22 protein-coding genes and 1 pseudogene are annotated in these 26,336 nt (G+C 65.5%); 7 read left to right on the top strand and 16 right to left on the bottom strand.

What is annotated here, in order from left to right:
- Positions 1 to 7: 7 nt before the first annotated feature.
- The 3 genes from sseA to QX124_RS06445 all read right to left on the bottom strand — a co-directional run bounded on the left by sseA (position 8) and on the right by QX124_RS06445 (position 2,682).
- Positions 8 to 865, bottom strand: a complete 858-nt coding sequence (gene sseA, locus QX124_RS06455) for a 3-mercaptopyruvate sulfurtransferase (RefSeq protein ID WP_315796690.1) — start codon at positions 863 to 865, stop codon at positions 8 to 10.
- A 107-nt stretch (positions 866 to 972) separates the two neighbouring features.
- A complete protein-coding gene (locus QX124_RS06450) occupies positions 973 to 1,386 on the bottom strand; it encodes a rhodanese-like domain-containing protein (protein WP_315796689.1) in 414 nt (137 codons plus the stop codon).
- 120 nt (positions 1,387 to 1,506) lie between these two features.
- Positions 1,507 to 2,682: a VWA domain-containing protein gene (locus tag QX124_RS06445; RefSeq protein WP_315755313.1), complete on the bottom strand. Its 1,176-nt coding sequence runs from the start codon at positions 2,680 to 2,682 to the stop codon at positions 1,507 to 1,509.
- 115 nt (positions 2,683 to 2,797) lie between these two features.
- On the opposite strand from QX124_RS06445, the gene QX124_RS06440 reads away from it, so the two are divergent.
- Both QX124_RS06440 and QX124_RS06435 read left to right on the top strand, forming a co-directional pair.
- Complete coding sequence (locus QX124_RS06440; protein WP_315738597.1) at positions 2,798 to 3,043, top strand: GlsB/YeaQ/YmgE family stress response membrane protein; 246 nt, start codon at positions 2,798 to 2,800, stop codon at positions 3,041 to 3,043.
- Positions 3,044 to 3,140: 97 nt separating this feature from the next.
- A complete protein-coding gene (locus tag QX124_RS06435; protein WP_315717852.1) occupies positions 3,141 to 3,983 on the top strand; it encodes a MoxR family ATPase in 843 nt (280 codons plus the stop codon).
- Between the two features lie 32 nt (positions 3,984 to 4,015).
- On the opposite strand, the gene QX124_RS06430 is transcribed toward QX124_RS06435, so the two are convergent.
- The gene (locus QX124_RS06430) at positions 4,016 to 4,399 is read right to left on the bottom strand and encodes a response regulator (RefSeq protein ID WP_315738598.1); all 384 of its coding nucleotides are present in this window, start codon (positions 4,397 to 4,399) and stop codon (positions 4,016 to 4,018) included.
- Positions 4,392 to 8,090, bottom strand: a complete 3,699-nt coding sequence (locus tag QX124_RS06425; protein WP_315796688.1) for a PAS domain-containing protein — start codon at positions 8,088 to 8,090, stop codon at positions 4,392 to 4,394. Before QX124_RS06425 ends, QX124_RS06430 begins: the two co-directional genes overlap by 8 nt.
- A gap of 238 nt (positions 8,091 to 8,328) precedes the next feature.
- Here QX124_RS06425 and QX124_RS06420 point away from each other — a divergent pair, with 238 nt between their 5' ends.
- On the top strand, positions 8,329 to 9,840 hold the full coding sequence (locus QX124_RS06420) for an ATP-binding protein (protein WP_315738600.1): 1,512 nt from the start codon (positions 8,329 to 8,331) through the stop codon (positions 9,838 to 9,840).
- Positions 9,841 to 9,885: 45 nt separating this feature from the next.
- Here the strand turns inward: QX124_RS06420 and QX124_RS06415 are convergent, their stop codons facing one another.
- Positions 9,886 to 12,015 carry a phosphocholine-specific phospholipase C gene (locus tag QX124_RS06415; protein WP_315796687.1) on the bottom strand — a complete coding sequence of 710 codons (2,130 nt, stop codon included), beginning with the start codon at positions 12,013 to 12,015 and terminating at the stop codon, positions 9,886 to 9,888.
- 277 nt (positions 12,016 to 12,292) lie between these two features.
- Here QX124_RS06415 and QX124_RS06410 point away from each other — a divergent pair, with 277 nt between their 5' ends.
- Positions 12,293 to 13,885, top strand: a complete 1,593-nt coding sequence (locus QX124_RS06410) for an ATP-binding protein (RefSeq protein WP_315738603.1) — start codon at positions 12,293 to 12,295, stop codon at positions 13,883 to 13,885.
- 850 nt (positions 13,886 to 14,735) lie between these two features.
- On the opposite strand, the gene QX124_RS06405 is transcribed toward QX124_RS06410, so the two are convergent.
- The gene (locus tag QX124_RS06405; protein ID WP_315738604.1) at positions 14,736 to 15,140 is read right to left on the bottom strand and encodes a VOC family protein; all 405 of its coding nucleotides are present in this window, start codon (positions 15,138 to 15,140) and stop codon (positions 14,736 to 14,738) included.
- A gap of 103 nt (positions 15,141 to 15,243) precedes the next feature.
- Between QX124_RS06405 and QX124_RS06400 the strand changes: the two genes are divergently transcribed.
- Positions 15,244 to 15,726, top strand: a complete 483-nt coding sequence (locus QX124_RS06400) for a MarR family transcriptional regulator (RefSeq protein WP_315738605.1) — start codon at positions 15,244 to 15,246, stop codon at positions 15,724 to 15,726.
- Positions 15,727 to 15,908: 182 nt separating this feature from the next.
- Here the strand turns inward: QX124_RS06400 and QX124_RS06395 are convergent, their stop codons facing one another.
- Positions 15,909 to 17,087: a cytochrome P450 gene (locus QX124_RS06395; RefSeq protein WP_315796686.1), complete on the bottom strand. Its 1,179-nt coding sequence runs from the start codon at positions 17,085 to 17,087 to the stop codon at positions 15,909 to 15,911.
- 90 nt (positions 17,088 to 17,177) lie between these two features.
- Positions 17,178 to 17,969, bottom strand: coding sequence for a helix-turn-helix transcriptional regulator (locus QX124_RS06390; RefSeq protein ID WP_315796685.1), 792 nt, complete (start codon positions 17,967 to 17,969; stop codon positions 17,178 to 17,180).
- A gap of 177 nt (positions 17,970 to 18,146) precedes the next feature.
- Here QX124_RS06390 and QX124_RS06385 point away from each other — a divergent pair, with 177 nt between their 5' ends.
- The gene (locus tag QX124_RS06385; protein WP_315796684.1) at positions 18,147 to 19,292 is read left to right on the top strand and encodes an ABC transporter substrate-binding protein; all 1,146 of its coding nucleotides are present in this window, start codon (positions 18,147 to 18,149) and stop codon (positions 19,290 to 19,292) included.
- 375 nt (positions 19,293 to 19,667) lie between these two features.
- Here QX124_RS06385 and QX124_RS06380 read toward each other — a convergent pair whose 3' ends face one another.
- The 5 genes from QX124_RS06380 to QX124_RS06360 form a co-directional block, all read right to left on the bottom strand.
- On the bottom strand, positions 19,668 to 21,302 hold the full coding sequence (locus QX124_RS06380; protein WP_315796683.1) for a GMC family oxidoreductase: 1,635 nt from the start codon (positions 21,300 to 21,302) through the stop codon (positions 19,668 to 19,670).
- A gap of 63 nt (positions 21,303 to 21,365) precedes the next feature.
- Positions 21,366 to 21,959: a GNAT family protein gene (locus tag QX124_RS06375; RefSeq protein ID WP_315796682.1), complete on the bottom strand. Its 594-nt coding sequence runs from the start codon at positions 21,957 to 21,959 to the stop codon at positions 21,366 to 21,368.
- A gap of 183 nt (positions 21,960 to 22,142) precedes the next feature.
- Complete coding sequence (locus QX124_RS06370; RefSeq protein ID WP_315796681.1) at positions 22,143 to 23,069, bottom strand: SMP-30/gluconolactonase/LRE family protein; 927 nt, start codon at positions 23,067 to 23,069, stop codon at positions 22,143 to 22,145.
- Positions 23,070 to 23,228: 159 nt separating this feature from the next.
- The gene (locus tag QX124_RS06365; protein WP_315796680.1) at positions 23,229 to 24,068 is read right to left on the bottom strand and encodes an AraC family transcriptional regulator; all 840 of its coding nucleotides are present in this window, start codon (positions 24,066 to 24,068) and stop codon (positions 23,229 to 23,231) included.
- A gap of 78 nt (positions 24,069 to 24,146) precedes the next feature.
- The gene (locus QX124_RS06360) at positions 24,147 to 24,524 is read right to left on the bottom strand and encodes a hypothetical protein (protein ID WP_315738614.1); all 378 of its coding nucleotides are present in this window, start codon (positions 24,522 to 24,524) and stop codon (positions 24,147 to 24,149) included.
- A gap of 134 nt (positions 24,525 to 24,658) precedes the next feature.
- Between QX124_RS06360 and QX124_RS06355 the strand changes: the two genes are divergently transcribed.
- Entirely contained in the window at positions 24,659 to 24,931 is a 273-nt protein-coding gene (locus tag QX124_RS06355; protein WP_315718054.1) for a hypothetical protein, read from the top strand.
- 23 nt (positions 24,932 to 24,954) lie between these two features.
- Here the strand turns inward: QX124_RS06355 and QX124_RS06350 are convergent, their stop codons facing one another.
- Both QX124_RS06350 and QX124_RS06345 read right to left on the bottom strand, forming a co-directional pair.
- Entirely contained in the window at positions 24,955 to 25,431 is a 477-nt protein-coding gene (locus QX124_RS06350) for an HXXEE domain-containing protein (RefSeq protein WP_315738615.1), read from the bottom strand.
- Positions 25,432 to 25,739: 308 nt separating this feature from the next.
- Positions 25,740 to 26,175, bottom strand: a pseudogene (locus tag QX124_RS06345) (cupin domain-containing protein).
- Between the last annotated feature and the right edge of the window lie 161 nt (positions 26,176 to 26,336).

Genomic DNA, 26,336 nt, shown 5'->3' with positions numbered 1-26,336 from the left:
CCGCCGATCAGGCTGGCCCGGTCGCAACCGGCGGTCCGTTCTCGATGCCCCACTCCGACCACGAGCCGTCGTAGAGCGCGGTGTCGCGGATGCCGAGACGATAGAGCGCCAGCGTGAGCACCGCCGCCGACACGCCGGAGCCGCAGGAGGTCACGATCGGCTTGGCGAGATCGACTCCAGCGGCGCCGAATGCCTCGCGCAACTGGTCGAGCGGCCTCATCACGCCGGTCGTCGCGTCGAACAACTCCGCATAGGGCAGATTGCGGCTGCCGGGGATATGGCCGGATCGGAGGCCGGGCCGCGGCTCGGCGACCTCGCCCGCGAAGCGCGGCGCCTGCCGTGCATCGATCACCTGCTCGGCATTGCCAGCGAGATTGGCAACCATCTGCTCGATCCGGCGCACGCGCGCGGCATCGAATTTCGCGCTGTAGGTGCCGAGCGCCGCCGTGACCTGTCCGCTCTCGACCGGGCGTCCCTCCGCCATCCACTTCTTCAGCCCGCCGTCGAGCACGCGCACATCCGTGTGGCCGAATGACAGGAACATCCACCAGGCGCGCGGCGCGGCGACCCAGCCGCCGGAATCATAGACCACTACCGTATCGCCATTGCTGACGCCGAGCCGGCCTGCGTCGCGGCCGAACTGCTCGGCGCTCGGATACATGTGCGGCAGCGGATTGGAATGGTCGGAGATCTCGTCGACGTCGAAGAACACCGCGCCGGGGATGTGCGCCTTCAGATAATCGTCCTTCGGCAGCGGCAGCACACCCGGCATCTTGAAGGTCGCGTCGAGCACCTTCACCGAGGGATCGCCCAGATGCGCAGCGAGCCAGTCGGTGGAGACGAGAGGGTCGTTGGGGGTGGTCATGCGTGGCTCCGCGGTCACTTTCGGTCCTCATGGCCGGACTTGATCCGGTCATCCATCTTCTTCAAGCGATGGACACGCGGGTCAAGCCCGCGCGTGATGGGCAGCGATCAATCCTTCTTCTTGGGCGCCCAGGCCTCGACCGGTCCGCCGGCGTCCCGCCACGCCGCGAAGCCGCCGCCGATATGGGCGACCGGTTTCAGGCCCATGTCCTGCGCGGTCTTGGCAGCGAGCGCAGAGCGCAGCCCGCCAGCGCAGTGGAAGATGAACGTCTTGTCCTCTTGGAAGATCGCCTTGGCATAGGGGCTCTGCGGATCGATCCAGAACTCCAGCATGCCGCGCGTACAGGAGAACGCGCCGGGGATCCTGCCCTCGCGCTCGATCTCGCGCGGATCGCGGATATCGACGATGACGACGTCATCGCGCTTGGCAGCCTCGATTGCCTCAGCCGCAGAGAGCGTGGCGATCTCGGCATTGGCTTCGTCGAGCAGCGCCTTGATGCCGCGGGTGATGGTCTGGGGCATTCTCTCGTTTCCTCTTGGCGTCATTCCGGGCCGATGCGAAGCATCGAACCCGGAATCTCGAAGTGGCAACGCAATGTCGGGATTCCGGGTTCGCCCTTCGGGCGCCCCGGAATGACAGCATCACCGCACCAGCTCCTTCATCGCCGCTTCCAGACCCTCGATCGTGATCGGATACATGCGCTCGGAGAAGATGCGGCGGATGAGGGTGGTGGACTCCGAATAGTCCCAGTGCTTCTGCGCCACCGGATTGAGCCACACCGCGTGTGGATAGGTGCGGATGACGCGGTCGAGCCACACCGACCCCGGCTCTTCGTTGACGTGCTCGACCGAGCCGCCGGGCACCATGATCTCATAGGGCGACATCGAGGCGTCGCCGACGAACACGACCTTGTAGTCGTGCGGGTACTTATGCAGCACGTCCCAGGTCGGCGTGCGATCGGTGAAACGCCGCTTGTTCTGCTTCCATACGCCCTCATAGAGGCAGTTGTGGAAGTAGAAATATTCCATGTGCTTGAATTCGCTCTTGGCGGCCGAGAACAGCTCCTCGACCTGCGCGACGTGGGAATCCATCGAGCCGCCGATGTCGAAGAACACCAGCACCTTCACCGCATTGCGCCGCTCAGGGCGCATATGCACGTCGAGATAGCCGTGGTTGGCGGTCTCGCGGATCGTGGTGTCCAAGTCGAGCTCGTCGGGCGCACCGGTGCGGGCGAACTTGCGCAGCCGGCGCAGCGCCACCTTGATGTTGCGGATGCCGAGCTCGACATTGCCGTCGAGATCCTTGAACTCGCGCCGGTCCCACACCTTCACCGCACGGTTGTTGCGGTTCTTCTCCTGGCCGATGCGGACGCCTTCGGGATTGTAGCCATAGGCGCCGAATGGCGAGGTGCCGGCGGTGCCGATCCACTTGCTGCCGCCCTGGTGACGGCCCTTCTGCTCTTCCAGACGCTTCTTCAAGGTCTCCATGAGCTTGTCCCAGCCCATGGCCTCGATCTCCTTTTTCTCCTCCTCGGTAAGGTATTTCTCGGCCAGCTTCTTCAGCCATTCCTCGGGGATTTCGGCCTTCTCCATCGCATCGAGCAGGTTCTCCAGCCCCTTGAATACGGTGCCGAACACGCGATCGAACTTGTCGAGATTACGCTCGTCCTTCACCAGCGCGGTGCGCGAGAGATAGTAGAAGTTCTCGACCGAATGCTCGGCGAGGTCGGCGTCGACGGCCTCCATCAGCGTGAGATATTCACGCAAGGAGACCGGGACCTGCGCGTCGCGCAGCGCTGTGAAGAATTGCAGGAACATGCCCATTAGATCGCGCGGCCGGGAGGGCACGTCAAGGGCCGCTCCACGCCCCGCGCTGGACCCGCCGGCATTTTGCTCTACAATCCCTGGAACAACAGGCGAAATGGGGGCTTTCATGGGTATCATTGCAGCGCTGATCATCGGCGCCATCGCGGGCTGGCTGGCAGGGCTGATCGTGCGCGGCGCCGGTTTCGGCCTGATCGGCAACATGGTCATCGGCATCATCGGCGCGCTGGTCGCAAGCTACGTGCTGCCGGCACTGCACATTGCGCTCGCCAGCGGCACGCTGGGGACGATCCTGGACGCCACGATCGGCGCCGTCATCGTGCTCGTGATCCTCTCATTGATCAGGCGCGCTTGATTATTTCTGCTTCCGATGGCAGCCATCATCTCAAGGCCGCAGCGGCGTTGCCGCTGCGTAGCCACTCAACACAAGTTCGAACGATGAGCGAGACGCGATGAAATTTACCGGCACCCAGGACTACGTCGCCACCGACGACCTCAAAGTGGCCGTCAATGCGGCGATCGTGCTCGAGCGCCCGCTGCTGGTGAAGGGCGAGCCGGGGACGGGCAAGACCGTGCTGGCCGAGGAAGTCGCAAAGGCCGTCAACGCGCCGCTGCTCACCTGGCACATCAAGTCGACCACCAAGGCGCAGCAGGGCCTTTACGAATACGACGCGGTGTCGCGGCTGCGCGACAGCCAGCTCGGCGACAGCAGGGTGTCCGACATCAAGAACTACATCAAGCGCGGCAAGCTGTGGGAGGCCTTCACGGCCGAGCAGCGGCCGGTGCTCTTGATCGACGAGATCGACAAGGCCGACATCGAGTTCCCGAACGACCTGCTGCTCGAGCTCGACCGGATGGAATTCCACGTCTACGAGACCAACGAGACCATCAAGGCGAAACTGCGCCCGATCGTCATCATCACCTCCAACAACGAGAAGGAGCTGCCGGACGCGTTCCTACGCCGCTGCTTCTTCCACTACATCAAGTTCCCCGATCCGGATACGATGGGCCGCATCGTCGACGTGCACTTCCCTAACATCAAGAAGCGTCTGGTCGAGGAGGCCCTGCGCATCTTCTTCGAGGTCCGCGACGTGCCCGGCCTGAAGAAGAAGCCGTCGACCTCCGAGCTGCTCGACTGGCTCAAGCTGCTGCTCAACGAGGACATCGGACCCGAGCAGTTGCGCGAGCGCGATCCGCGCAAGCTGATCCCGCCGCTGCACGGTGCGCTGCTCAAGAACGAGCAGGACGTGCACCTGTTCGAGCGGCTCGCCTTCCTCAGCCGGCGCGAGGTGTGAGGCGCCCGGCTCAATCCGACGGGCCGAACGCGTCATTGCGGCGCCGTCCTCTCGATCAGGCGTCCGAGCGCGCGCATGATCCCATCGACGGCAATCGGCTTCTCGCAGCGGAGGATCTTCGAGAAGCGGTCCGGAATGACCGATTCGTCGTAACCGGTGGTGAAGACGAAGGGCACGCCGCGCTCGACAAGCAGATCGGCGACCGGAAACGCCATGTCGCCGCGCAGGTTCACGTCGAGAACGGCGCCTTCGATCCGCCCCTCGCGTTTGATCAACGCGAGCGCGTCAGGGACGGTTCCGACCGGGCCCAGGATCGTGCCACCGGCGCCGCCGAAGGCGCAGCGCAGCTCGTCGGCAAGCATGTATTCGTCCTCGACGATGAGGATATGACGGTCGCGAAGCGAGCGTTCAGGCATGCTCATCGAGCTCCAGTGTGGTGAGCGAAACGGGAATCGATATCGTGCAACGGACACCGTCGGATTCGAAAGTGTATGAGGTCCTCGCGCTGAGCTGATAGGGCAAGGCCTGTTCGATCAGCTCGCGCCCTTGTCCGGTGCCGCTGGGCATCGTGGCTGGCGGCGGCATGTCGACGCCACTCTCGCGCCACTCGATGTGCAGCCAGGGTCGTCCCTCCGCGCCTTCGCACTCGAGCGACCAGCCCACGCAGAGCCGGCCGGACGGCTGCGCCAGCGCACCATACTTGACCGCGTTGGTGGCGAGCTCGTGCAGCGCCATGGCAAGGGTCTGAACCGTCGACGACCGCAGCCGAACGCCGGACGGCCCCGAAAGCTCGATGCGCTCGGAACCGCCGGCGACAGCAGACAGCTCGCTGCGGATCAGATCGTCGAAGGTGACGCGATCATGCTCCTTGAGCCGCGACAGCAGGCCCTGGGCGCGCGACAGCGTATCCAGCCTATCACCGAAGCGGGCGCGAAAATCGCCGAGATCGGTGCTCGCGCGCGCCGTCTTGTCGGCCATCGAGCGGACCACGCCGAGCAGGTTGCGGGTGCGATGCTGCAGTTCGGCGACCAGCACCTTCTGCCGCTCCTCCCATTCGCGCCGCTCGGTCACGTCGACCATGGCGCCGGTCATGCGGATCGGTCGTCCTGCATCGTCATAGAAGAAGCGCCCACGGCCGTACAGGCAGCGAATTGCGCCGCCCGGATGCACAACACGAAACTCGCTGACATATTCCTGGTGCGCCTCCATCGCGCGGTGAAGCGCGGCTTCGGCTGCGGGACGATCATCGGGATGGATGCGCGCGGCCCAGACCTCGTAGCTCGGGGTCAGTTCGCCAACACCATAGCCTTCCATGCGAAAGTGCTCGTCCGACCAATACACCTCGCCGGTCGCGACGTTCCAGTCCCACAGGCCGAGCCGCCCCACCTCGACCGCGCTGCGCAGGCGCTCCTCGCTCTTGCGCAACTCCCGTTCGGCCTTGTTCTGCTCGGAGATGTCGCGCGCCGTTCCGAACCACTCGATGATCTCGCCGTTGCGCCCGAGAATGGGAATGGCGCGCGAATGGATCCAACCGAGGCTGCCATCGATCCGGATGACACGGTGCTCCAGCTCGAACATGCTCTTCGTCGCAACGACCCTGCTGATCGCCGCCATCACCTGCGGCTGATCGTCCTGATGAATGTATTTCGCGAGCCAGCCCTGGCTCGGCTTCATCGTATCGGCAATGAAGTCCTTGCCCTGCAACTGGCGCATCTCCCGCCAGTCAGGACTCATGCGATAGACGACGTCGGAGCTCGCCGTCACGAAAGCGCGATAGCGCTCCTCGCTGGCACGCAGCCGCTCCGTCGCCTCGGCACGCAGCCGGGCCATCTTGAGATGCGCCTCGACGCGCGCCAGCAGTTCACGCGCACTGAACGGCTTGATGAGATAATCATCCGCACCGGCCTCCATGCCTTCGACGCGGCTCTCTTCTGCGGCCCGGGCCGACAGCAGGATCACCGGGATGGTGCCGACCTGTTCATCGGCGCGCAGCCGGGCGAGCAACTGCATGCCATCGATGCGCGGCATCATCACGTCCGACAAAACGAGGTCGGGTTTGTCGCGGGCGATGGCCGCGAGCGCGGCTTCACCATCGGCGACGGTCTCGACATCGTAGCGCGCTGCGAGCAGGCGGCGGACATAGTCGCGCATGTCGGCATTGTCGTCGGCCAGGAGGATGCGGGGGCGCGGCCCGGCCCTGTTGGCGGAGGGGGCGGGGACGTCGATGTCCCGAACGGCATGCGCATCGAGCGGCGGCGTATCCGGCAGCCAGCGCAACGCCTCCTCGATGAAGGGGCGCTCACCGCGGAGCATCGGCTCCTGCGCTGGCGCCGCGTCGACCTGGTCGGACGGCAGATGGCTTCGTCCCCTGGGAATTCTGACCACGAACGTGCTGCCCTGCCCGGCTTCGCTGGTCGCTGCGACGGATCCACCGTGCAGCTCGGCGAGCTCATGCACAAGCGCGAGCCCGATGCCCGAGCCTTCATGGGTGCGGCCGCGCGCGCCGGCGACGCGATGGAAACGGTCGAAAAGTCGCGGCAGCTCGTGCTGCGGGATGCCGGTTCCGGTGTCCTTCACGCTTAGCTCGAAATGACGATCGCAGGTGACGAGCCGGACCTCGATGTCGCCCGTGAAGGTGAACTTGAACGCGTTGGACAGCAGGTTGAGGACGATCTTCTCCCACATTTCGCGATCGACATAGGCCGGCTCCGGCAGCGGCGGGCAATCCACGATCAGCCTGAGGCCGGCGGCCTCGATCGCCGAGCGGAAGGTGCTGGCGATCTCCGCGGTCAGGCTCGCGAGGTCGACCGGCGCGTAGACCGCCTGCATCCTGCCGGCCTCGATCCGCGAGAAATCCAGCAGCGTGTTGACCAGCTTGAGCAGCCGCAAGGCATTGCGCTGGGCGATTTCCAACCGGTCGCGATCCGCCGGCGGCAAGCTCTGCGACCGCAGCAGGACATCTTCGAGCGGACCGAGCATCAGCGTCAGCGGCGTGCGGAACTCGTGGCTGACATTGGCGAAGAACGCGGTCTTGGCCCGATCGATCTCGGCGAGCGTCTCGGCGCGGCGCCGCTCCTGCTCATAGGCCAGCGTCTCGGCGAAGGCGCTGCCGAGTTGAGCGGCCATCAGATCGAAAAAGCCCTGGTGCTCGGCATCGAGGGCGCGGCGCGGATTGACGCCACAGATCAGGATCGCCGTCGCCTGCTCCCGGCCCGTGGCAACCGGCAGCGCAAGCGCCAGCTGTGGCGGCTCGGGCCATGCGCCGGTCGGCACGCCGGCAAATTTCGCACGATCCAGCACGACGCGAATCGGTGCCGCCGCACGCGCCGCCTCCCGGATCGGCCACAGCGCGCCTCCGTTGCCGTCGAGGGCAATCTGCGCCGGCGCGATCGCGCTGTCCGGCTGCACCCCCGCAGCGCTCAACAGCCGTGCCGATCGCTGGTCCTCGCTCAGCTGGTAGATCACCGCAAACGGGACGTCATGCGGATTCTCGGCGAGGACATCGGTGGCTTCGCGACAAGCATGGGCCAGACTGTCGGCACGGCCGCGCGCGGCGAGATCGCGCAAGGTCCGCATGCGGCGCTCGCCCACGACCCGGGCCGTCGTCTCGATGACGGGGGTGAATACGCCGCCGACGCCGCCGGTCTCATCGCGAATCGGCGAATAGGAGAACGAAAAATAGGTCTCTTCCAGGTAGCCATGGCGGTCGATGAACAGCGGCATGTCGCGTGAGCGGGTCGCTTCGCCAAGCCCAACGACCTGCCGCAACATCGGGCTGATGACCTCCCAGATCTCGGACCATACCGTGCGCCCCGGTGCCCCCAGCGCGGCGGGATGCTTCTGCGAGCCGAGGATCGGACGATACTCGTCATTGTAGAGCATGACGAGCTCCTGGCCCCACCAGATCAGGATCGGGAACGCGCAGTCCAGGCAGGTGCTGACCGACGTGCGCAACGACTGAGGCCAGCTCTCGGGCGGCCCCAACGGCGTCCGTGACCAATCATGGATGCGCATGAGCGCTCCCATCTCGCCGCCACCCTGCAGGAAGTCGGCCCCGCGCGCGAACGCCTGAAACGTTGCGCGACCGGCATCCGAATGCTGGTTCACTCCTGGTCCCTTTTGGCCCCTTTTTCGCCGCACAGTATCGCGAAATGCGCGCGGGCGCCAAGCACGGGCCTGAACGGGCGACAAGCGCATCGACGGGGAACTCGGCGGCGAGGCGGGTTCCATCTGTCCATCCACAGCCGATCTCGCAATTTGGGACAGTCCACCGCAAACGCTCGACGTGCGCGCCTGCGCTTGTTAAGCGCCAGCCTCTGCGTGAGGCGGGGTTGAGTCGGGGCACATGACGGTTGCGATCGAGATGGGGCAGACGGCGGCGGGATCGCCTGCAGCTCTCGACCTCGAGGAACTCCTGGCGACACGGCTCCTGGTGCAGGGCAATTCCGGCTCCGGCAAGTCGCATCTCTTGCGCCGCCTGCTGGAGCAGAGCGCGCCCTGGGTGCAGCAGACGATCATCGATCCGGAGGGCGACTTCGTCACGCTCGCCGAGCGATTCGGCCATCTCGTGATCGCGGCCGAGGATCACACCGAGCGCGCGCTGCAGGTCGCCGGCGAACGGGCGCGGATGCATCGCGTCTCGACGGTCCTCAACCTCGAAGGCCTCGATGCCGAGAATCAGATGCGGCGCGCGGCCGCCTTTCTCAACGGCCTGTTCGAGATCTCCCGCGACCACTGGTACCCGATGCTCGTCGTGGTCGACGAGGCCCAGCTGTTCGCACCAGCCGTCGCGGGCGAAGTCTCCGACGAGGCCCGCAAGGCTTCGCTCGGCGCGATGACCAACCTGATGTGCCGCGGCCGCAAGCGCGGGCTGGCGGGGGTGATCGCGACGCAACGACTGGCGAAGCTCGCCAAGAATGTCGCGGCCGAGGCCTCGAACTTCCTCATGGGCCGCACCTTCCTCGACATCGACATGGCCCGCGCCGCCGACCTGCTCGGCATGGAGCGGCGCCAGGCCGAGGCGTTCCGCGACCTCGAGCGCGGCCAGTTCATGGCGCTGGGCCCTGCGCTGTCGCGCCGGCCGCTGGGCCTGCGGATCGGCCCGACTGACACCAAGCCGCGCAACGCGACGCCGCGGCTGATGCCGCTGCCGGAGGCCTCGCTCGAGGACGCCCGCGCGGTGATTCTCGCCGCACCGCCGCCCGAGACGAACGCGAGGCCGCAGCGCAAGCCGCAGCCCGAGCTGCTCGACCAGTTGATGGCGGCGAAGTCCGCCGCGCTCGAGCTGCGCCCCGAACCGCCGGCGCCCGCCGTCAGCGAGGAGGAGCTCGCCGAGCGCCGCGCCCGCGTCGAGCGCGTGCTGCGCGCCGTGCTGGCCGAGCCCGACGCCGGCTTTCGCGCCGTCGGCGTGCTCTATCAGGAGTTCGTCGTCCGCTGCCGCATCGAGGGGCTGGGCACGGCGGTGCCAGACCTCAACGAGTTCCGCCGCATGCTGACGCGCGCCCGCGCGGGGCTCGGCGGCGACGAGACGGCCGACGACGCCGGCTGGCGGGACGTCACGCTGCGCGCCTCGCTGCTCCCTGAGGACATGCAGGGCGTGTTCATGATGATCGCCCGCGCCGCCAAGGACGGGCGCCCCTGCCCGAGCGATGCCGCGATCGCCCGCGCCTATGGCTCGCACTCGTTGCGCCGGGCGCAGCGCCTGCTGACCTATATCGAGGACCAGGGCCTCATCGTCTGCCAGCTCGATGGCGCCGGCCGCCGCATCGTCACTTTGGTCGAACTCGCCTGGGCGACCGCGCCGGGTGATCCCAATGCCGACGACGCCGAGCAGAGTCTCGTCACCTCATCATCTTGAGGATGCGCCCGGATCGCTCCGGGCGCATCCCGATATCGTTCGCGATCAGGTCGCGGCGATCCTGCCCATCGCCGGGTCGCTGATGCTGGGCCGGCCGTTCTCGACATGACCCGCGAGCTGCCAGTTGAAGTTGGCATCGGTATCAGTCGTGACCGTCAGATCGTACCAGCCATGGGTCTGCTGCAGGCGAACCCGCGTCTCGAGCCGCTGTCCGCGCTGCAGGCGGTGCCGCTCGCTGCGTCCCGTATAGTTGTCGGCCAGCGTCACGACGCAGCTCGCCCCCTTGTTGGTGAGCGCGATCGCAAGGCTGCGCGAATCGTCGCCATCGTCCCAATCGCAGAGATGGACGGTGTCGACATCGACCAGCGCGGCGGTGGTGGCGACGCCGCCCTTGAAGTGGCGGAAGAAGCCGTTCGGCCCGTACACCGACAGATCGTACTGGCCGGCGCTGGCCGCAAGGTCCCATGCGCCCCGCAGCGACTTGCCGGCCTCGACGGTGTAGCTCCACGGTCCGGCCGCGGTGTTGCCGGAGCGGACGTGGAAGCAGACGCCCGCCTGCCCCGGATTGACGAAGCGGATCGCAAACGTCCTGTGCGCGGCGTCGGCATCGCCGTCGACGCGGAGATCGTAGGGCAGCGCGCGCGCCGGGCGAATGCCAGGCTCCTGCTGCGGCATCACCTGCTTGGCCGGCGGAACCGGGTGATAGTCGTCGAAACGCGCACCGGAGGTGATGTCCGCGACCGGCGGCTTGAAGCCGGCCGTGCTCGGCAGCGGCGCCATGCCTTCGTTGGGCGAGGTGAAGTTGAACGCCGAGGTGAGATCGCCGCACACCGCGCGCCGCCAGGCCGGGATGTTGCTCTCGAACAAATCAGGCGCCTTGTGATGGAAGCGGCGCTCGATGAAGCGGATCACCGAGGTGTGATCGAACACTTCCGAGCACACGAAGCCGCCGCGCGACCACGGCGACACCACCAGCATCGGCACGCGCACGCCAAGGCCGTAGGGACCAGCCACGTGGCTGCCGTCGCCGGCGAAGAGGTCCGTGCTGACATCGACGGTCGACTGGCCCCAGGCCTGCGACATCGCCGGATACGGGCCGACGGCATGGTCGAAGAATCCGCCGCCCTCGTCGTAGTTGATGATCAGCGCGGTCTTGCTCCACAGTTCCGGATTCGACGTCAGGATGTCGAGCACCTTGGAGATGTACCAGGCGCCCGGCCCCGGCAGCCAGTTCGGATGCTCGCTGAACGCTTCGGGAGCTGCGATCCACGACACCTGCGGCAGCGTGCCGTTGCGCACGTCGTTGCGCAGCCCGTCGAACAGGTTCTCGAACGTGCCGCCCTTGGCGATGTTGCTGCCGCGCAGCGCCTTCTCGTACAGCGGACTGCCCGGCTGCGAGTTCTGATACTGGTGGAAATACAGCAGCGAGTTGTCGCCGTAATTGCCGATCCACGGATTCTGGGTCCAGCCCCAGAAGCCTTCCGCCGTCAGGCCGAGACCGATGTCCTGGTAGACCTTCCAGGAGATGCCCGCCTTCTCCAGCCGCTCCGGGAACGTGGTCCAGTCGTAGCCGGCTTCCGCATTGGTGATGACCGGGCCGCCGCCCTTGCCGTCGTTGCCGTCCCAGCCGGTCCACAAGTAGTAGCGGTTCGGATCGGTCGGGCCCATCACCGAGCAGAAATACGAATCGCACACCGTGAAGGCGTCCGCGAGCGCATAGTGCCAGGGCAGATCCTGCCGGTTCATGCAGGTCATCGTCGTGGTGCCCTTGTTGGCGATCCACTTGTCGTAATTGCCGTTGTTCCAGGCCTTCTGGCCGTCGTTCCAGCCATGCGCCACGTCCTCGACATAGACCTGGCCGGCATTGTCGACGCGGAACGGCATCACCGATCCTGTGCCGCTGGGCTGCTGCCACACCGGGTTGCCGTTCGGCAGCTTCACGGCGCGCGGATCGTTGAAGCCGCGCACGCCGCGCATCGCGCCGAAGTAATGATCGAAGGCGCGGTTCTCCTGCATCAGCACAACGATGTGCTTGACGTCCTCGATGCTGCCGTGACGGTTGAACGCCGGAATGGCATGCGCGCGCTCGATGCTCTGGCCGAGGGCCGCGGTCGCAGCCGACGCTCCGAGCAGCCGCAGGAACTCGCGCCGGTTGTGCGCGATCGTGTTCGACATCTCGTTCATTCCCCATGGTGATGACGGTGTCGAGCGACTTAGGTCGGCGCGTTAACAGCCGCGTGACCGGCCGGTAAAGGATGTGTGGCAGGCTTTTGACGCCGCGCGGCGGTGCGGCATTCGCGGCGGCGCGAAGGCGCCCTGCCGCGATCCGCGTCGAAGCCGCCATTGCCCTTGCGCCAGAGGCGAAAAGCTGAATGATCCGTTCGGGTTGAGACGACGACAGGCCGGGCCGCCCCCGGGTTTGGCGCGTTGCGTTTTTGAGGATGATTTGCATATGCCGACGTTGACGGTGCAAGCGGCGGGTCTGCAGGGAGCGCCGGTATGGATATGGCTGCAGGTCGTGTCCAACGGACTGGTCGCCAGCGCCTTCTTCACCATCGCCTTCGTGGTCGGCACGTTTCTGCGGCGGCGTTGGCGCGACGTGATGTTCCGCGGCATCGTCGGAGCGCTTGCGACCTTCGTGGCCGTCGTCGGGGTCACCCGCCTGCTGGCGATCGTCGATCTCTGGGTGCCGACCTCGACCATCACGGGCCTCATCAACATCTTTCTTGGCGTCACCTCGATCGGAATCATCGTCGTCATGATCAAGATGCTGCCGCAGCTTCTGGTGCTGCCGACGCGCATCACTTTGCAGAAGGCCTATGCGCAGCTCGAGGAGGAGATCCGCCAGCGCCGCGCCGCGGAGGCGATGGTGCGACGATTCCAGGAGATCGAGGCCAACGAGGCCCAGGTCCGTCAGGCACAGAAGATGGAGGCGATCGGCCAGCTCACCGGCGGCGTCGCGCACGACTTCAACAACATCCTGACCGTCATCACCGGGACGATCGAGATCCTCGCCGATGCGGTCAAGGACAAGCCCCAGCTCGCCGGCATCGCCGGCATGATCAGCGCCGCCGCCGAGCGCGGCGCCGATCTGACCCGGCACCTGCTTGCCTTCTCGCGCCGCCAGCCGCTGCAGCCCCGCGCCACCGACATCAATGCGCTCGTCGTCGAAGCCGGCCGTCTGCTGCGGCCGACGCTCGGCGAGCAGATCGAGATCGAATCGATGCTGGCCCATGACAGCGCGCCGGCGCTGATCGATCCGAGCCAATTGTCGACGGCGATCCTCAACCTCGCGCTCAACGCGCGCGACGCGATGCCGGACGGCGGCAAGCTGACCTTGGAGACCAAGAACGTCACGCTCGACGAGCACTACGCGCAACTGAACCGCGACGCCAAGCCCGGAAGCTACGTCATGATCGCGGTCAGCGACACCGGCCAGGGCATTCCCGCCCCGCTGCTCGACAAGGTGTTCGAGCCGTTCTTCACCACCAAGGACGTCGGCAAGGGCTCGGGTCTCGGCCTCAGCATGGTCTATGGCTTCGTCAAGCAGTCGAACGGCCACGTCAAGATCTACAGCGAGGAAGGCCACGGCACGACGGTCAAGCTCTATCTGCCGCGGGCAGCGAGCGCGCCGGAGCCGCCGGCGGCCGAGCCCGGCCGGCCGGCTGTCGCACAGGGCGACGAGACCATCCTGATCGTCGAGGACGATGCGCTGGTGCGCGACTACGTCGTGGCTCAGGTGCGCCGTCTCGGCTATCGCACGCTCGCCGCGAGCAACGCCGCCGAGGGCCTGGCGCTGATCGACAATCCGGAACGCATCGACCTGCTGTTCACCGACGTCATCATTCCAGGCGGCATGAACGGCCGCCAGCTCGCGATCGAGGCCGAGAAGCGCCGTCCCGGGCTGAAGGTGCTCTACACATCGGGCTACACGGAGAACGCGATCGTGCATCATGGGCGGCTCGATGCCGACGTGCTGCTGCTCGCCAAGCCCTACGTCAGCGCCGATCTTGCGCGCATGATCCGCACTGCGCTGGAGGCGTGAGGCTGACATCGGTCGTTGCGGTCGCGCATCCGACATCTGATCGACGTTTCCAACAGCCCATCCTCGCCATGTCTGTCATCACCCGCGAAGCCGGGCGTGACGGCGGAGCTTGTAGAGCTCATGCTGATCTCACATCCGCCCATTCTGCTCATGAGTACACGCTCTCGCAGCTGATGGGGCCCGAGTGATGCGGCAGTCACGTCCCTCCCCAACAACGAGAGGGCGCAGGGAAGGCCGGGAGCTCGCCGCCCCCATGGCCCCCGTGCGGAAAGAATGCACGGGGCAGGAACCACAGGTTCGGCCGAGACATCCCGGCCTTCCCTGCGCGATGGCTCTACGAATTATACGTGATCTCCCTGGGGATCGGCTGTCTTGCCCCCATCGTCCGCGCGTGCCGTCAAGCAACGACCGCGAACTTGACCTCAGCGTCGAGAGGCCAGGACCACACGACTTCTCCGTACGCGCCGACTGCGCTCGTCTGGCGCAGCCATCACGTCCATCGCCCCCCACCTCCACGTATCGTGACGACGCGTACGTCCCTCTGCACGAGGCGGGTTGGCAGGAGATAAGCACACTTTCCGAAAAAGCGAAAGGAAAATTTTGTTGCGTGCGCGGGATGCCGGACTGCCTGGAAGCTCACGTCAGGATGAAAGCAGCGCCGCTCACCCAGCAAGGCGTCGCTGCGGCTCCTCGGCGCCATCAGGCCTGTATTCGAGCAGGTCGCCCGGCGGGAGGCATCCTCGGCTCAGGGCCTATTGAATTGCGTGCGGGACAAGGGCGGCTCGATTCACAGGCACCCCGAGGAGACGCCGGCATGAGTGATCTGTGCTTATGGGGTAATCCTCCACGTTTAGGTGTTTGCTGACGAGTTCATCCACACGATTTCCCAAACGTAGCCATCCGGGTCTTCAATGTGGCGGTTGTACATGAAGCCGAGATCCTGAGCTGGGTTGGGATCGGCGCGTCCGCCCGCAGCAACAGCGCGAGTTAGGGTTGCATCAACGGCATCGCGGTCGGCGACCGTAAGGGCGAACATAGCCTGACTCTCGCGTCGAGCGTCGCCGATCGGGCGTTTGGTGAATTCGCGATATTGATCGTGGGTCAGCAGCATCACACCGATCGTGTTCGTGAACATGAGGGACGTCGAGCTTTCGCCGGAAAACTGTGAGTTCACCGCCCCACCAAGGGCAACGTAGAATGCTGTCGACGCGGCGAGATCTCTCACGGGGAAGTTCACCAAAATCATGTTGGGCATCGCTTTCCTTCCAAGACCTCTGAGGCCAAGCTGTCGTCTCGCCTCATAGCGGTAGTCCAAATGTATCTTAATATCAAGATACTTTATCGAAAGACACTTGCCCATGGATCGTGCCGAGATCGCTTCAAAACAATGGGCTCGCGAGCGCCCTGATCTTCCAACGCTGCCTGTAGAGCTCGTGGGGCGTTTGCTTGACGCCGCCGCACGGGTGATCCGCGACCACATGAACCCATTGCTCGCAGAAGCAGGGCTACAGGTTGGCGAGTTTGACGTCCTCACGCCCCTCAGGCGCGCCGGTGAGCCCTATATGCTTTCACCGACCCAGCTCTATGAAGCGGCAATGATCTCTTCAGGCGGCATGACGAACCGCCTCGATCGGTTGGAGCGCGCCGGATTGGTCGAACGATACCCCGATCCCAATGACCGACGTGGCAGGCAAATTGCTTTAACCCCTGCCGGCAAGCGCGCGATCGACGATCTGATTGGTCCAATGGTGGCCCTGGAGGCACGATTGATTTCCGTCCTGACACCGGCGGAACAGAAGACGCTCAACGCTCTTCTCAAGAAATTGCTCACCGGCCTCTAGGTCGTTTTGGCACCTCAGCCTTCACCTATCACCTGGGACGACTGCTTCACGCTGGCCGCGAGCTATGTGATCTCGTCCAACTACGCGGTTGCGGGTGCCGACACAATCTCGAGATTCCGGGTTCAAGGCCTACGGCCTTGCCCCGGAATGTCGATGGTCGCGACGCAAGAGGATTGCGTCCGTCAATTCGGCCCCGCGTCCCAGGTCACCGGCAGATTCAGCAGGCCGCGGAAGGCCCAGCCGCCGATGCGCACGGGCTCGGTGTTTCGGAGCCTCAGGTTCGGCAGTCGCGCAAACAGCGTCGGCAATGCGACCTCGGCAATCATCGCGCGCGAGGCCCAGGCGCCCGCACAGAAATGCGGGCCGGCGCCGAAGGCGATGCTCTTGGAGACGTCGCGGCGGACGTCGAAGCGATCGGGGTCGGTGAAATGCGCCTCGTCGCGATTGGCCGAGCCGAACATCAGGAACACGCGCTCCTCCGGTTCGAAGGCGACGTCGCGAATCGTCCAGGGCTTGGCGATGCGCCGGGGCGACATGCCGATCGGTGAGATCCAGCGGGCATATTCCTCGAACACCTGGAGCCAGCGCACCTCGCCTTTGATGGCCAGCGCGAGCTGCTCGGGATGCGTCAGCAGCGCCCAGACCGTGCCGGCGATCGCATCGCGCGGTTCGTTCTGGCCACCCGAGATGGCGAGCTTGATGTTGGCGCGGATGCTCTCCATCGGCATTTGCGTGGCGAGCATCACGCCAAGCAGGCTCTGGTTCGGGGTCTTCTCCAGCACCGGCAGCATGTCGTCGATTGCGGCGTCGATGCCGGCAGTCGCGGCGCTGCAACGCGCCTCGACCGCGGGATCGGCGGTGTAGTTGGCGATGCCGTCGATCATCGCCTGCGACCACGCATTCATGTCCTGAAAGCGCATGTTGGTGAGGCCGGTGATCAGCTTCAGGCACTCGGCCGAGAACGGCAATGCGAAGTCGCGGACGAGGTCCACGTCGGCGGTGGGATCGAGCGCGTCGATCAGCCGGTCGGCATGGGCCTGGAACTGCGCCAGCCAGTGCACCCGCACGGCCCGCGGCGACACCGCCGGCGCGATCGCCTGGCGCTCGGCCATGTGCGCCGCGCCATCCTTGCGCATCATGTTGTGGCCCATCAGCCGGTTCATCAGGCCCTGCGGCTGATGCGAGCTGAAGACGTCGATCTGCTTCTCGGACACGAAGATGTCGTCGCGACGGCACAACAGCGTACTGCCGAGCTGCGGCACGAAGGCGATCGGCGCCTCCTGGCGCATGCGCGCCAGCGCCGGATAGGGATCGGCCCAGAAGGTGGCGGTATCGATATCGAAGCGCGGTGCTGTGCTCACTCTCGGTCTCCGGTCTGACGGCGCAGGCTAGCTGCACGCTCCGGCAACGTCTGTCCCGGCGATGGGTGACAGCAGGCGAGCCCTCCTCGCTCAGTTCAGCGGCCGCGGTGTCGCCATCAGGCGGAGGGCGATCGCAAACAGCTCGTTCTGCGAGGCAATGCCGAGCCTTTCATAGGCGCGCTTGCGATAGGTGAAGACGGAGTTGAGGGCGATGCCAAGATCCCCGGCGATCGCCTCGGAGGTGAAGCCTTCGAGGATGCGACGGCAGACGTCTTTCTCCCGCGCGGTCAGCACCGACAGCGGTCCGTCGGCGGCAAACAACGAAGCAAATTTGTCGGCCGGGTCCATCGTGGCGGCGCGATCCTGGCAATGACGCGCGACGATGGCCCCCACGATCGGGGCGACCGCGGCGATGCGCTGGCGCTCGTGGGGCTCAAAACCGCCTTGCACAGCGGTGCGATAGAAGTTCACGTAGGTGCAGTGCTCGCCGACCCAGATCGCGGTGGCGGCCTTGTCGACGATCTCGGAATCTTCGAAGAACAGCTTGCGGTAGCCCTTCGGGTACATGCGGCGCGCGAAATTCGGCAGCAGGATGTGGCGCGCGTCCGCGCGCCTGCGGAAGATCGTGTCCCGGTTCGGATCGGCAGTGTGGAAATGCTCCGAATAGGCCGCGCCGAGATCAGGCCCGATCGCGATGTTCCCCGTGCTGAGCAGGCAGCGCGCCGAGCGCTGGTTCTCGAAGGTGAACACCATGCAGTGGCCGACATCGGCAACGGTGCGCAGCGTCTCGATCAGGACTTGCGGAAACTCGGGCTGTCCGATCGCGAGCACCATCGCGCCGACGGCGCCGGCCGCGTCGATACCAGGCCCCTGAGCCTCCATGCGTTCCTCCCGGATCTCTTTGTTCGCCGAAACCTAGCAGCAACCCGCCTCGGCTGGAAGCGTCGCCCCGCGTCACCAACCACGGGGACAGACACGGGGCCGCCAGTCCGGCTACGCTCATCGGCCAAAGTCTCGGCCAGTCAACGCGCCGAGCACGCTCAACGGGGAGGAACCACGATGAGAGCCGCGCTCACGGCGATCGGAATTGCTGCAACGATGGCTTTCGGCTCGCCCGCGCGCGCCGACATCAAGGTCGGTATCGTGGTGTCCGCAACCGGGCCCGGCTCGGCGCTCGGGCAGCCGCAGATCAAGGCGGTAGCTGCGCTGCCGAAGGAGATCGGCGGCGAGAAGATCGTCTATATCGCGCTCGACGACGAATCCGACAGCGTGAAGGGATTGCAGAACGCGCGCCGGCTGGTGATCCAGGATGGTGTCGACGTCATCATCGGCTCGTCGCTGACGCCGGTCACCATGCCGATGCTCGACGTCGCGCTCGAAAGCAGGACGCCGCTGCTGTCACTGGCGGCCTCGACCGCGATCGTGCAACCGATGGACGACAAGCGCAAATGGGCGTTCAAGGTCGTGCCCAATGACGACATCATGGCCGCGGCGATGCTCAAATACATCGCCAGGAGCGGGGTGAAGACGCTCGGCTTCATCGGCGTGTCCGACGGCTATGGCGAAGGCTACTATCAGGAGGTGACGAAGCTGGCGCCGAAGCTCGGGCTCACGGTGACCACCCACGAGGTCTATGCCCGCGGCGACACCAGCGTCACCGGCCAGGCGCTCAAGGTGATCGCCACCAATCCGGACGCGGTGTTCATCGCCTCGGCCGGCACGCCGGCCGTGCTGCCGCAACAGGCGCTGCGCGAGCGCGGCTATGCGGGGAGGATCTTCCAGACCCACGGCGTGGCGACGCAGGAGTTCATCAAGCTCGGCAAGGAGAATGTCGAAGGAGCGATCTTCGCCGGCGAGGCCTTTTCGATCGCCGACGATCTCGCCGCTGAGGATCCGTTCCGCCGTGCCAATGACGAATTCGTGTCAGCCTATCAGGCCGCCAATGGCGACAAGCCGAACATCTTCGCCGCACATCTGTGGGACACCGCCACGCTGCTCAAGCGCGCCATCCCCGGCGCGTTGAAGGCGGCCAAGCCGGGCACCGCAGAGTTTCGCGCCGCGCTGCGCGACGAGCTGGAGCGCGGCAAGGACGTCTATCTCAACAACGGCCTCTCCAACATGAGCCCGACCGACCACAACGGCTACGACGAGCGCTCGGCGTTCCTGATCAAGGTCGAGGGAGGGAAGTTCAGGCTGGTGAAGTAGTTTGTGCACGTCGCGCGTGACCGCCGCCTGCCGCACGGGCGGTGAGCTCCCCTCCCCCTTGCGGGGAGGGGTCGGGGGTGGGGGGTCCGCGAGTCCTGCTCTAAATGATGAGCGATCGAGAGCTCCGAACCGTGTCCACATCGTTAGCTCGCCGGGCCACCCTCGGCTTGCTTTGACTCGTGCGATAGATCACGACTTGCAGATATCGTGGTTCGCTCTTGCGAAACAACAGCGCCCTGCCGACAGCGCGCCCACAGCGGAGTTCAGCGCCCGTGGACCCCCACCCCCGACCCCTCCCCGCAAGGGGGAGGGGAGCTCACCTCCGCTGGGGTGATTGCCCGACCTCCAAGCAAGTGCCGAGTGTGGGGCGCCCCACTACGCCGACAAACTCTCCCCCACCGGCGCCTTGCCCAAAATCAGATCCGCCGCCTTGTCGCCGATCATCAAGGTCGCAGCGTTGAGGTTGGCGGAGATCATGCGCGGCATGATCGAGGCATCGGCGACGCGCAGGCCCTGAAGGCCGTGGACGCGGAGCTGGTCGTCGACCGTGGCCCAGGTCGACTCCGCCGGGCCCATGCGGCAGGAGCAGCCGGGGTGGAAGGTGGTGGTGGCGCGCTGCGTCGCCGCGGCCAGGAGCTCATCGTCGCTCTGCACCTTCGGGCCGGGGAAATCCTCGTAAGCGTAGTATGGCGCGAGCGGCGCCGAGGCCAGCAGGCGACGCGCCAGCTTCATGCCGGCGACGACGACGCGGCGATCGAGCTCGGCGGTGAGATAGTTGGTCTGGATCAGCGGCTGATCGAACGGATCGGCCGAGCGCAGCCGCACGTAGCCGCGGCTCTCCGGGCGCTGCTGCCACGACGCGACCGTCATGCCGGGCTCGTCCTCGAGCTGGCCCTGCACACCCTCCTTGTAGCTCGCCGGCGTGAAGGTGAGCTGCAGATCGGAGCTTTCGGCGGTCTCGCCGGAATGCCAGAAGCAGTAGACCATGGTCGGCGACAGCGACAGGATGCCGCGCCGCGTCACCGCCCATTTCAGCGCCTCGCCCCACAAATTGAGGCCGCGCGCGAGCTCGTTGACGGTCTTGATGTTCTTGACGCGCGCGACGGTGCGCGGCGCGTAGTGGTCCTGCAGGCCCTCGCCGACGCTTCGGAGTGCATGACACACCTCGATGCCGTGCTCCTGCAGCAGCTCGGGCGCGCCGATGCCGGACAGCTGCAGCAGCTGCGGCGAGTTATAGGCGCCGCCGGACAGGATCACCTCCTTGCGCGCGCGCACCTCGACCGGCACGCCGCCGCGCCCGCCGCGGTGATAGCGCACGCCGACCGCGCGCTTGCCTTCCAGCACAACGCCGGTGGCGTGGGCGTGGGTGCGAACCTCGACGTTCGGCCGCTTGCTAGCCGGACGCAGGAACGCGGTTGCCGACGACACGCGGCGGCCGTTCTGGATGGTGCGCTGGACGTAGGACACGCCTTCCTGGATCGCGCCGTTGTAGTCGGGGTTGCGCGGGATGCCGAGCGAGACGGCGCTATCCATGAAGGCCTCGCACAGCGTATCCTTCCACTCCATGGTGGTCACGATGAGCTTGCCGTCGCGGCCGCGATATTGATCCTCGCCGGCGCCGATGCGCTTCTCCATGCGCTTGAAGTGCGGCAGCACGTCGGAATAGCTCCAGCCGCGATTGCCCATCTGCGCCCAGGTGTCGAAATCCTGGCGCTGGCCGCGATTGTAGACATGGCCATTGATCGAGGAGGAGCCGCCGAGCGTCTTGCCGCGCGGCGCGTAGATGCTTCGCCCAGCGGTGTAGGGTCCCGGCTCCTGCTGATAGCCCCAGTTGATGCTCTTCATGTAGAAGGTCTTGATGAAGCCGGCCGGCAGATGGATGTAGGGGTGCCAGTCGCGTGGCCCCGCCTCCAGCACGCACACCGTGACCTGGGGGTCCTCGCTGAGGCGGCTCGCCAGCACGCAGCCGGCGGAGCCGGCGCCCACGATCACATAGTCGAAGATATCCATCTGGTCGTTCGTCCCGGTCTCGTCATCGTCCGCCGCGCCAGGCGGCAAGCGGCCATAGCGCGATCAGCGCGGCTTGTCATTCAATTGGTAGTCGAGATGCGCCTTCACGGTCGGCCATTCGGCCGCGGTGATGCTGTAGACGACGGTATCCCGCAGCGTGCCGTTCGGCGCGATCTGGTGGCTGCGCAAAATGCCGTCCTGCTTGGCGCCGAGCCGCTCGATGGCGCGACGGCTCTGGTGGTTGAAGAAATGCGTTCGGAACTCGACCGCGATGCAGTTCATCGCCTCGAAGGCGTGCGCCAGCAGCAGCCGCTTGCACTGGGTGTTGAGCGCGCTGCGCTGCACCCGCTTCGCATACCACGTCGAGCCGATCTCGACGCGACGGTTGGCGGCATCGACGTTCATGTAGGTGGTCATGCCGGCGACGCGGCCGTCGGGGTCGAGCACCGTGAACGGCAGCATGCTGTCGGCCGCGAGCAGGCCGAGCCGGCGCTCGATCTCCTTGGCCATGGTCTCGGGTTTCGGAACTGCGGTGTACCACAGCTTCCACAATTCGCCGTCGCTGACGGCCTCGACCAGCGCGTCGTGATGGTCTGATGACAGCGGCACGAGGCTGGCGTGCGCGCCGCGGAGGGTGACTGGTTCGAGAAAGGGCATTTGACACTCCTTCCCCTCATCCTGAGGAGCAGCGCGCAGCGCTGCGTCTCGAAGGATGAGGCCGAGGTCGGGCCTCATGGTTCGAGACGCGCCTACGGCGCTCCTCACCATGAGGAGCAATTCCGAGAACGTTCTACGTTGCTCGTTATCATCCGCGCAGCGTCATGACGATGCCCAGCTGTCCTACTTGTTCAGAAAATTCAGCGGCAGGCCCGGCCGCGGCCAGTCCATCGCCACCAGCTCACCCCTGCCCGACAGCGTGATGTAGGCTGTCTTCAGCTCGGGACCGCCGAAGGCAATGTTGGTCGTGACGCGGTCACCGGTCGGCACCTGCTCGACCAGCGTGCCGTCGGGCGCGATCACGCTGATGCAGCCGGTCACCAGCGTGGCGACGCAGACATTGCCGTTCGCCTCGACCGCGAGCGAATCGAACATCTGGTAGCCGCCGAGGCCCGCGATCGGCCGGCCGCGCTCGCCGCGATAGATCACCTCGCGCGGCTTCACGGTGCCGGGCTCGGCGAGATCGTAGGCCCAGAGACGCGCGGTCGGCGTCTCCGCGATGTAGACGGTCTTCTCATCCGGCGACAGCCCGATGCCATTGGCCGGCAGGATGCCGTGGACGGCCTCGACGATCTCGCTCATGCCGGGCTTGAGATAATAGAACGCGCCGACATCCATGTCGCGGGCGCGGCGCTTGCCGAGATCGGAGAACCACAGGCCGCCATGGCGGTCGAATACGAGGTCATTCGGCCCGCGCAGCTCATGCTCGCCGCAGCGGCTGACCACGGTCTCGATCTTGCCGCTCTGCAGATCGACGCGCTGGATCGAGCCGCCGAGATAGTCCTCGGGCTGCGGGCCCGGCATGATCATCTTGCCGGTCGGAATCCAGGAGAAGCCGCCATTGTTGCAGATGTAGATCTTGCCGTCGGGCCCGAGGGCTGCGCCGTTCGGCCCGCCCGGAATCTGCGCCACGACCTCCTTGCGGCCGTCGGGAAACACCCGCGTCAGGCGCTTGCCGCGGATCTCGACCAGCACCACCGAGCCGTCGGGCATCACCACGGGCCCTTCCGGAAATTCCAGATCGGTGGCGAGCACGCGCATGTCGGACATCGGACGACCTCCCGCTTTCGTCGCCGCGCTGCGGCGCATTGTTGTTAGGCGTGAGGTTATCGCAAACGTGCCGCTGCTTGCCAAGCAATCGGCGGGGTCCGGCGCCGCAGGGCTGGCCTGCAGCGTCTCGACACAAATCCGGGACGCCTCCGGCGGGGGTCAGCGAATCACCGGAACCCAGATCTCGAACCCGCCATCACCGGTCCTCGGATCGAAGCGCTGATCGTAGCGTTCGAAGCTCGGTGCGTCGGCGACCGTGCAGCCCGATTGCGGCAGCCAGTGATTCCAGATCGTGTTGACGGTGCGGCGGATGGTCGAGACGTGGTCCGGATGGGCGAACACGGCAAAGGTCGCGGCGGGAATCCGAACCTTGGCGAAGCTGCGCGGCAGGTCGGAGAAGTCGGTCACCGCGACTCCTGCCACGTAGTCGAAATTTCCGGCATCGTCGCCGTTGCAGCAGACACCGTAGGCGACATCTCCGATGCGCGCCGGGATCTCGTGCACCGCCTGGTGGAAGCGCTGCCACAGCGCCGGGATACCGGCCCCATTGTCGTGGCTGAAGCGTTCGGAGACGCCCGCCACGAGCAGGGGCTTGGCCGTCACGAAGCGCGGGGCGGCGAGATCGTCGAGCGGGGTCTGGTCCATCATGATCGGCTCCTGAAGCGGCAGGCCATCGAGGCATGGGTTGGCGCGCACCGATTCCGGCGTGACGCCAAACTGGTCGCGGAACGCGCGCGTGAACGCTTCGTGGGAGCCGTAGTCAGCCTCAAGCGCGAGACTGAGAATGTCGGGTGCGCCAGAGGCCAGAGCCCGTGCCGCCTCGCTGAGACGGCGCAGCCTGACATAGCGCATCACCGAGACGCCGGTCGCCGCCGCGAACGCGCGCACGATGTGGAAGCGCGACACGCCGGCGATGGCCGCCACGTCATCCAACGTCAACGGCGCCGACAGATGACTCTCGATGAACCAGAGTGCCTTCTGGGCCGGGTTGGTGGACACGCTTCTCTCCTATCGAAGCGCCCGATCCTGCGCGCGGAGATCCACGTGCGCTTGATCGTTATTGCGCTGCGGACCGTGCTATTTGCTGGTCGGCTTCGCCGGCGCCGCGTCCTTGGCAGCCGGCGCATCGGCCTTCTTCCTCAGCTCGTCCGCGAGCTTCGCCTGGGACGCCTTCAGCTCGTCGATCAGGCCCTGCTGCGAGATCAGCGCGGCCTTCAGCGCCTGGATCTGGCGATTCGCCGCATCGAGCTTCTGCTGCTGATCGAGCGATTGCTTGGTCATCGTCTTCTGCAGGAAATCGATATTGCTCTGCAGACATGATGTCCGTCGATCCATCGCCTTTTCTGCAGTGCAGATTTCGATGCCCGGAATATCCTGCGCATGTCCGGCAGAACTCACACATATCGCGAGCACGCTCGCGGCAAAGATGATTCGCGCGGCAACGAATTTTCGCATCACAATTTTCTCATTGGCTTGCCCAACACATGATTTTGCGTGGAACTGACGGAGTTTCCTGATTGATACCATACTGAGACCTCAATCGCGCATTGAAGTTCCGGCCGGGACCCGTTTTTAGGGAGATGGACAGAATGGCTACGCGCGAAAAACGGCTGGCGCAATTCGACGGCAGCGGTGAGCCACCGCCGGGGCAGACGGTCGAGGTGCTGTGCGAGGATCACAGCGGCACCTATCAACTTCCTTTCCCCTGTTTCTACATTGATGGCAAATGGCACAACAAGGAATCCGGCGGCGCGCTCGAAGCCACTGTCATCGGCTGGCGCTTCCCGCGCGCGCGATTTGATGAGCGCAATGGACGCCGTCCGCAGCCGAGCTTCGTTGCCGATCGCGCTTCGTCTTATTGATCACACCGGGCCCTGAGTTCTGCTCAGGGCCGGTCTTGCCGAAAATACGGTTTCGAACGCAGATTGAGCATCACGACCGGATAGGCCATCAGCAGCGCGCCGGTGACGACCGCAAGGACAGCCGTTCCAACGTCGAGCACACCGTCACCCCACGCCCGCCGCCACATCGCAATTGCGATCGGAAAGAACAGAATCAGCGCCGTCGCCAGCCCCGGCGAGAATCTGCCTCCACTGCGCAGGAACGGCAGAATGTGGAAGAAGATGGCGTTGATGATCATCAGCGCTGCGTAGGCGAGCGCGGCCGGCGGCCATGTCTCGGCAAGTTCTGCCTGCACCGCGCCGAGCACGACCACCAGCGCGTTCGTCACGTAGAAGTCGCTCCACTCGACCGGCAGCTTCATCACCGCACGCGCCCAATTGCGCCAATCGAACGTGTATTCCTCAAGAATATGCGCGCCATAGGCCGCGAGCGCGAGCCAAGCCAATGTGGTCAAGGTCATGATCGATGCTCCCCTCGCGGGTGATGGACCGGCGCCAGATCGGTCGCAAGGGGCAATGTAGAGCACCAAGGCGCGAGACAGGCAGCGCGCGTGCCGTGTTTCAAAATGCGACGGCGCTGCCTTGCCGTCTTAATCCTTGGAACGCTGCTGGAACGAATCGCGTCCGAATCGGATGCCGCATCTGGTGCGCGACCTGTTCACGCTAGATATCGGACACGTCGGAGACGACCCACCACATCATGAGGAGAAGCATCGTGCCGCATGCCGCAACCGGATGCTAAAGATTAACGGAGAAGGAGCTCAGGCGCTCAGGTCCACGGCGTGACCGGCGGCACGTTGTCGGTCGCCGGCGGCATCTCGATCGTCTTGAAGTCGGCCGGGCTGACGATCTCCATATATTCCATGTCAGGGGAATAATCGTAGAGGTAGTGCACGATGCCGGGACGGCTGGTGCACAACGTCGCCGGCGTTCACCAGGGTCGGCTTGTCCTCGTACATGAAGCGGGCCCAGCCCTTCATCATGATGACGATCTGGAAATCGCAATCATGGCGATGCCAGCCGGTGCCATCCACCGGCGGACAATCCGGATTGGCCTTGACGAGGTGGCAGATCACCTGCCCGCCGGTGGCGTCGGCGATGCCCAGATCGCGATACAGGAAGAAGTCGCGCAACCCGCCGCCCGTGTAGGCGGTGTCGTCGGGCTTCACGTGCGAGAACTTGGTCACCACTGCATGCTGATTCATGACGGCCTCCACCGGTTGATCCCGACATCGGCGACCGTTGCGGCCCATCGATCGGCCACAGAGGCCACCACGTCCGAAAGCGGATTGTGCCATGCGAAAACCACGCCACGCCCCGTTTGCAACGCAAAGATCGGCAGGCCAGGCGCGCCATCGCGGGCCGA

This window comes from Bradyrhizobium sp. SZCCHNRI3043 (assembly GCF_032377735.1).
Lineage (GTDB): Bacteria > Pseudomonadota > Alphaproteobacteria > Rhizobiales > Xanthobacteraceae > Bradyrhizobium.
Note: the sequence above shows the minus strand (reverse complement) of the source record. Positions and strands in the feature narration are given on the sequence as shown.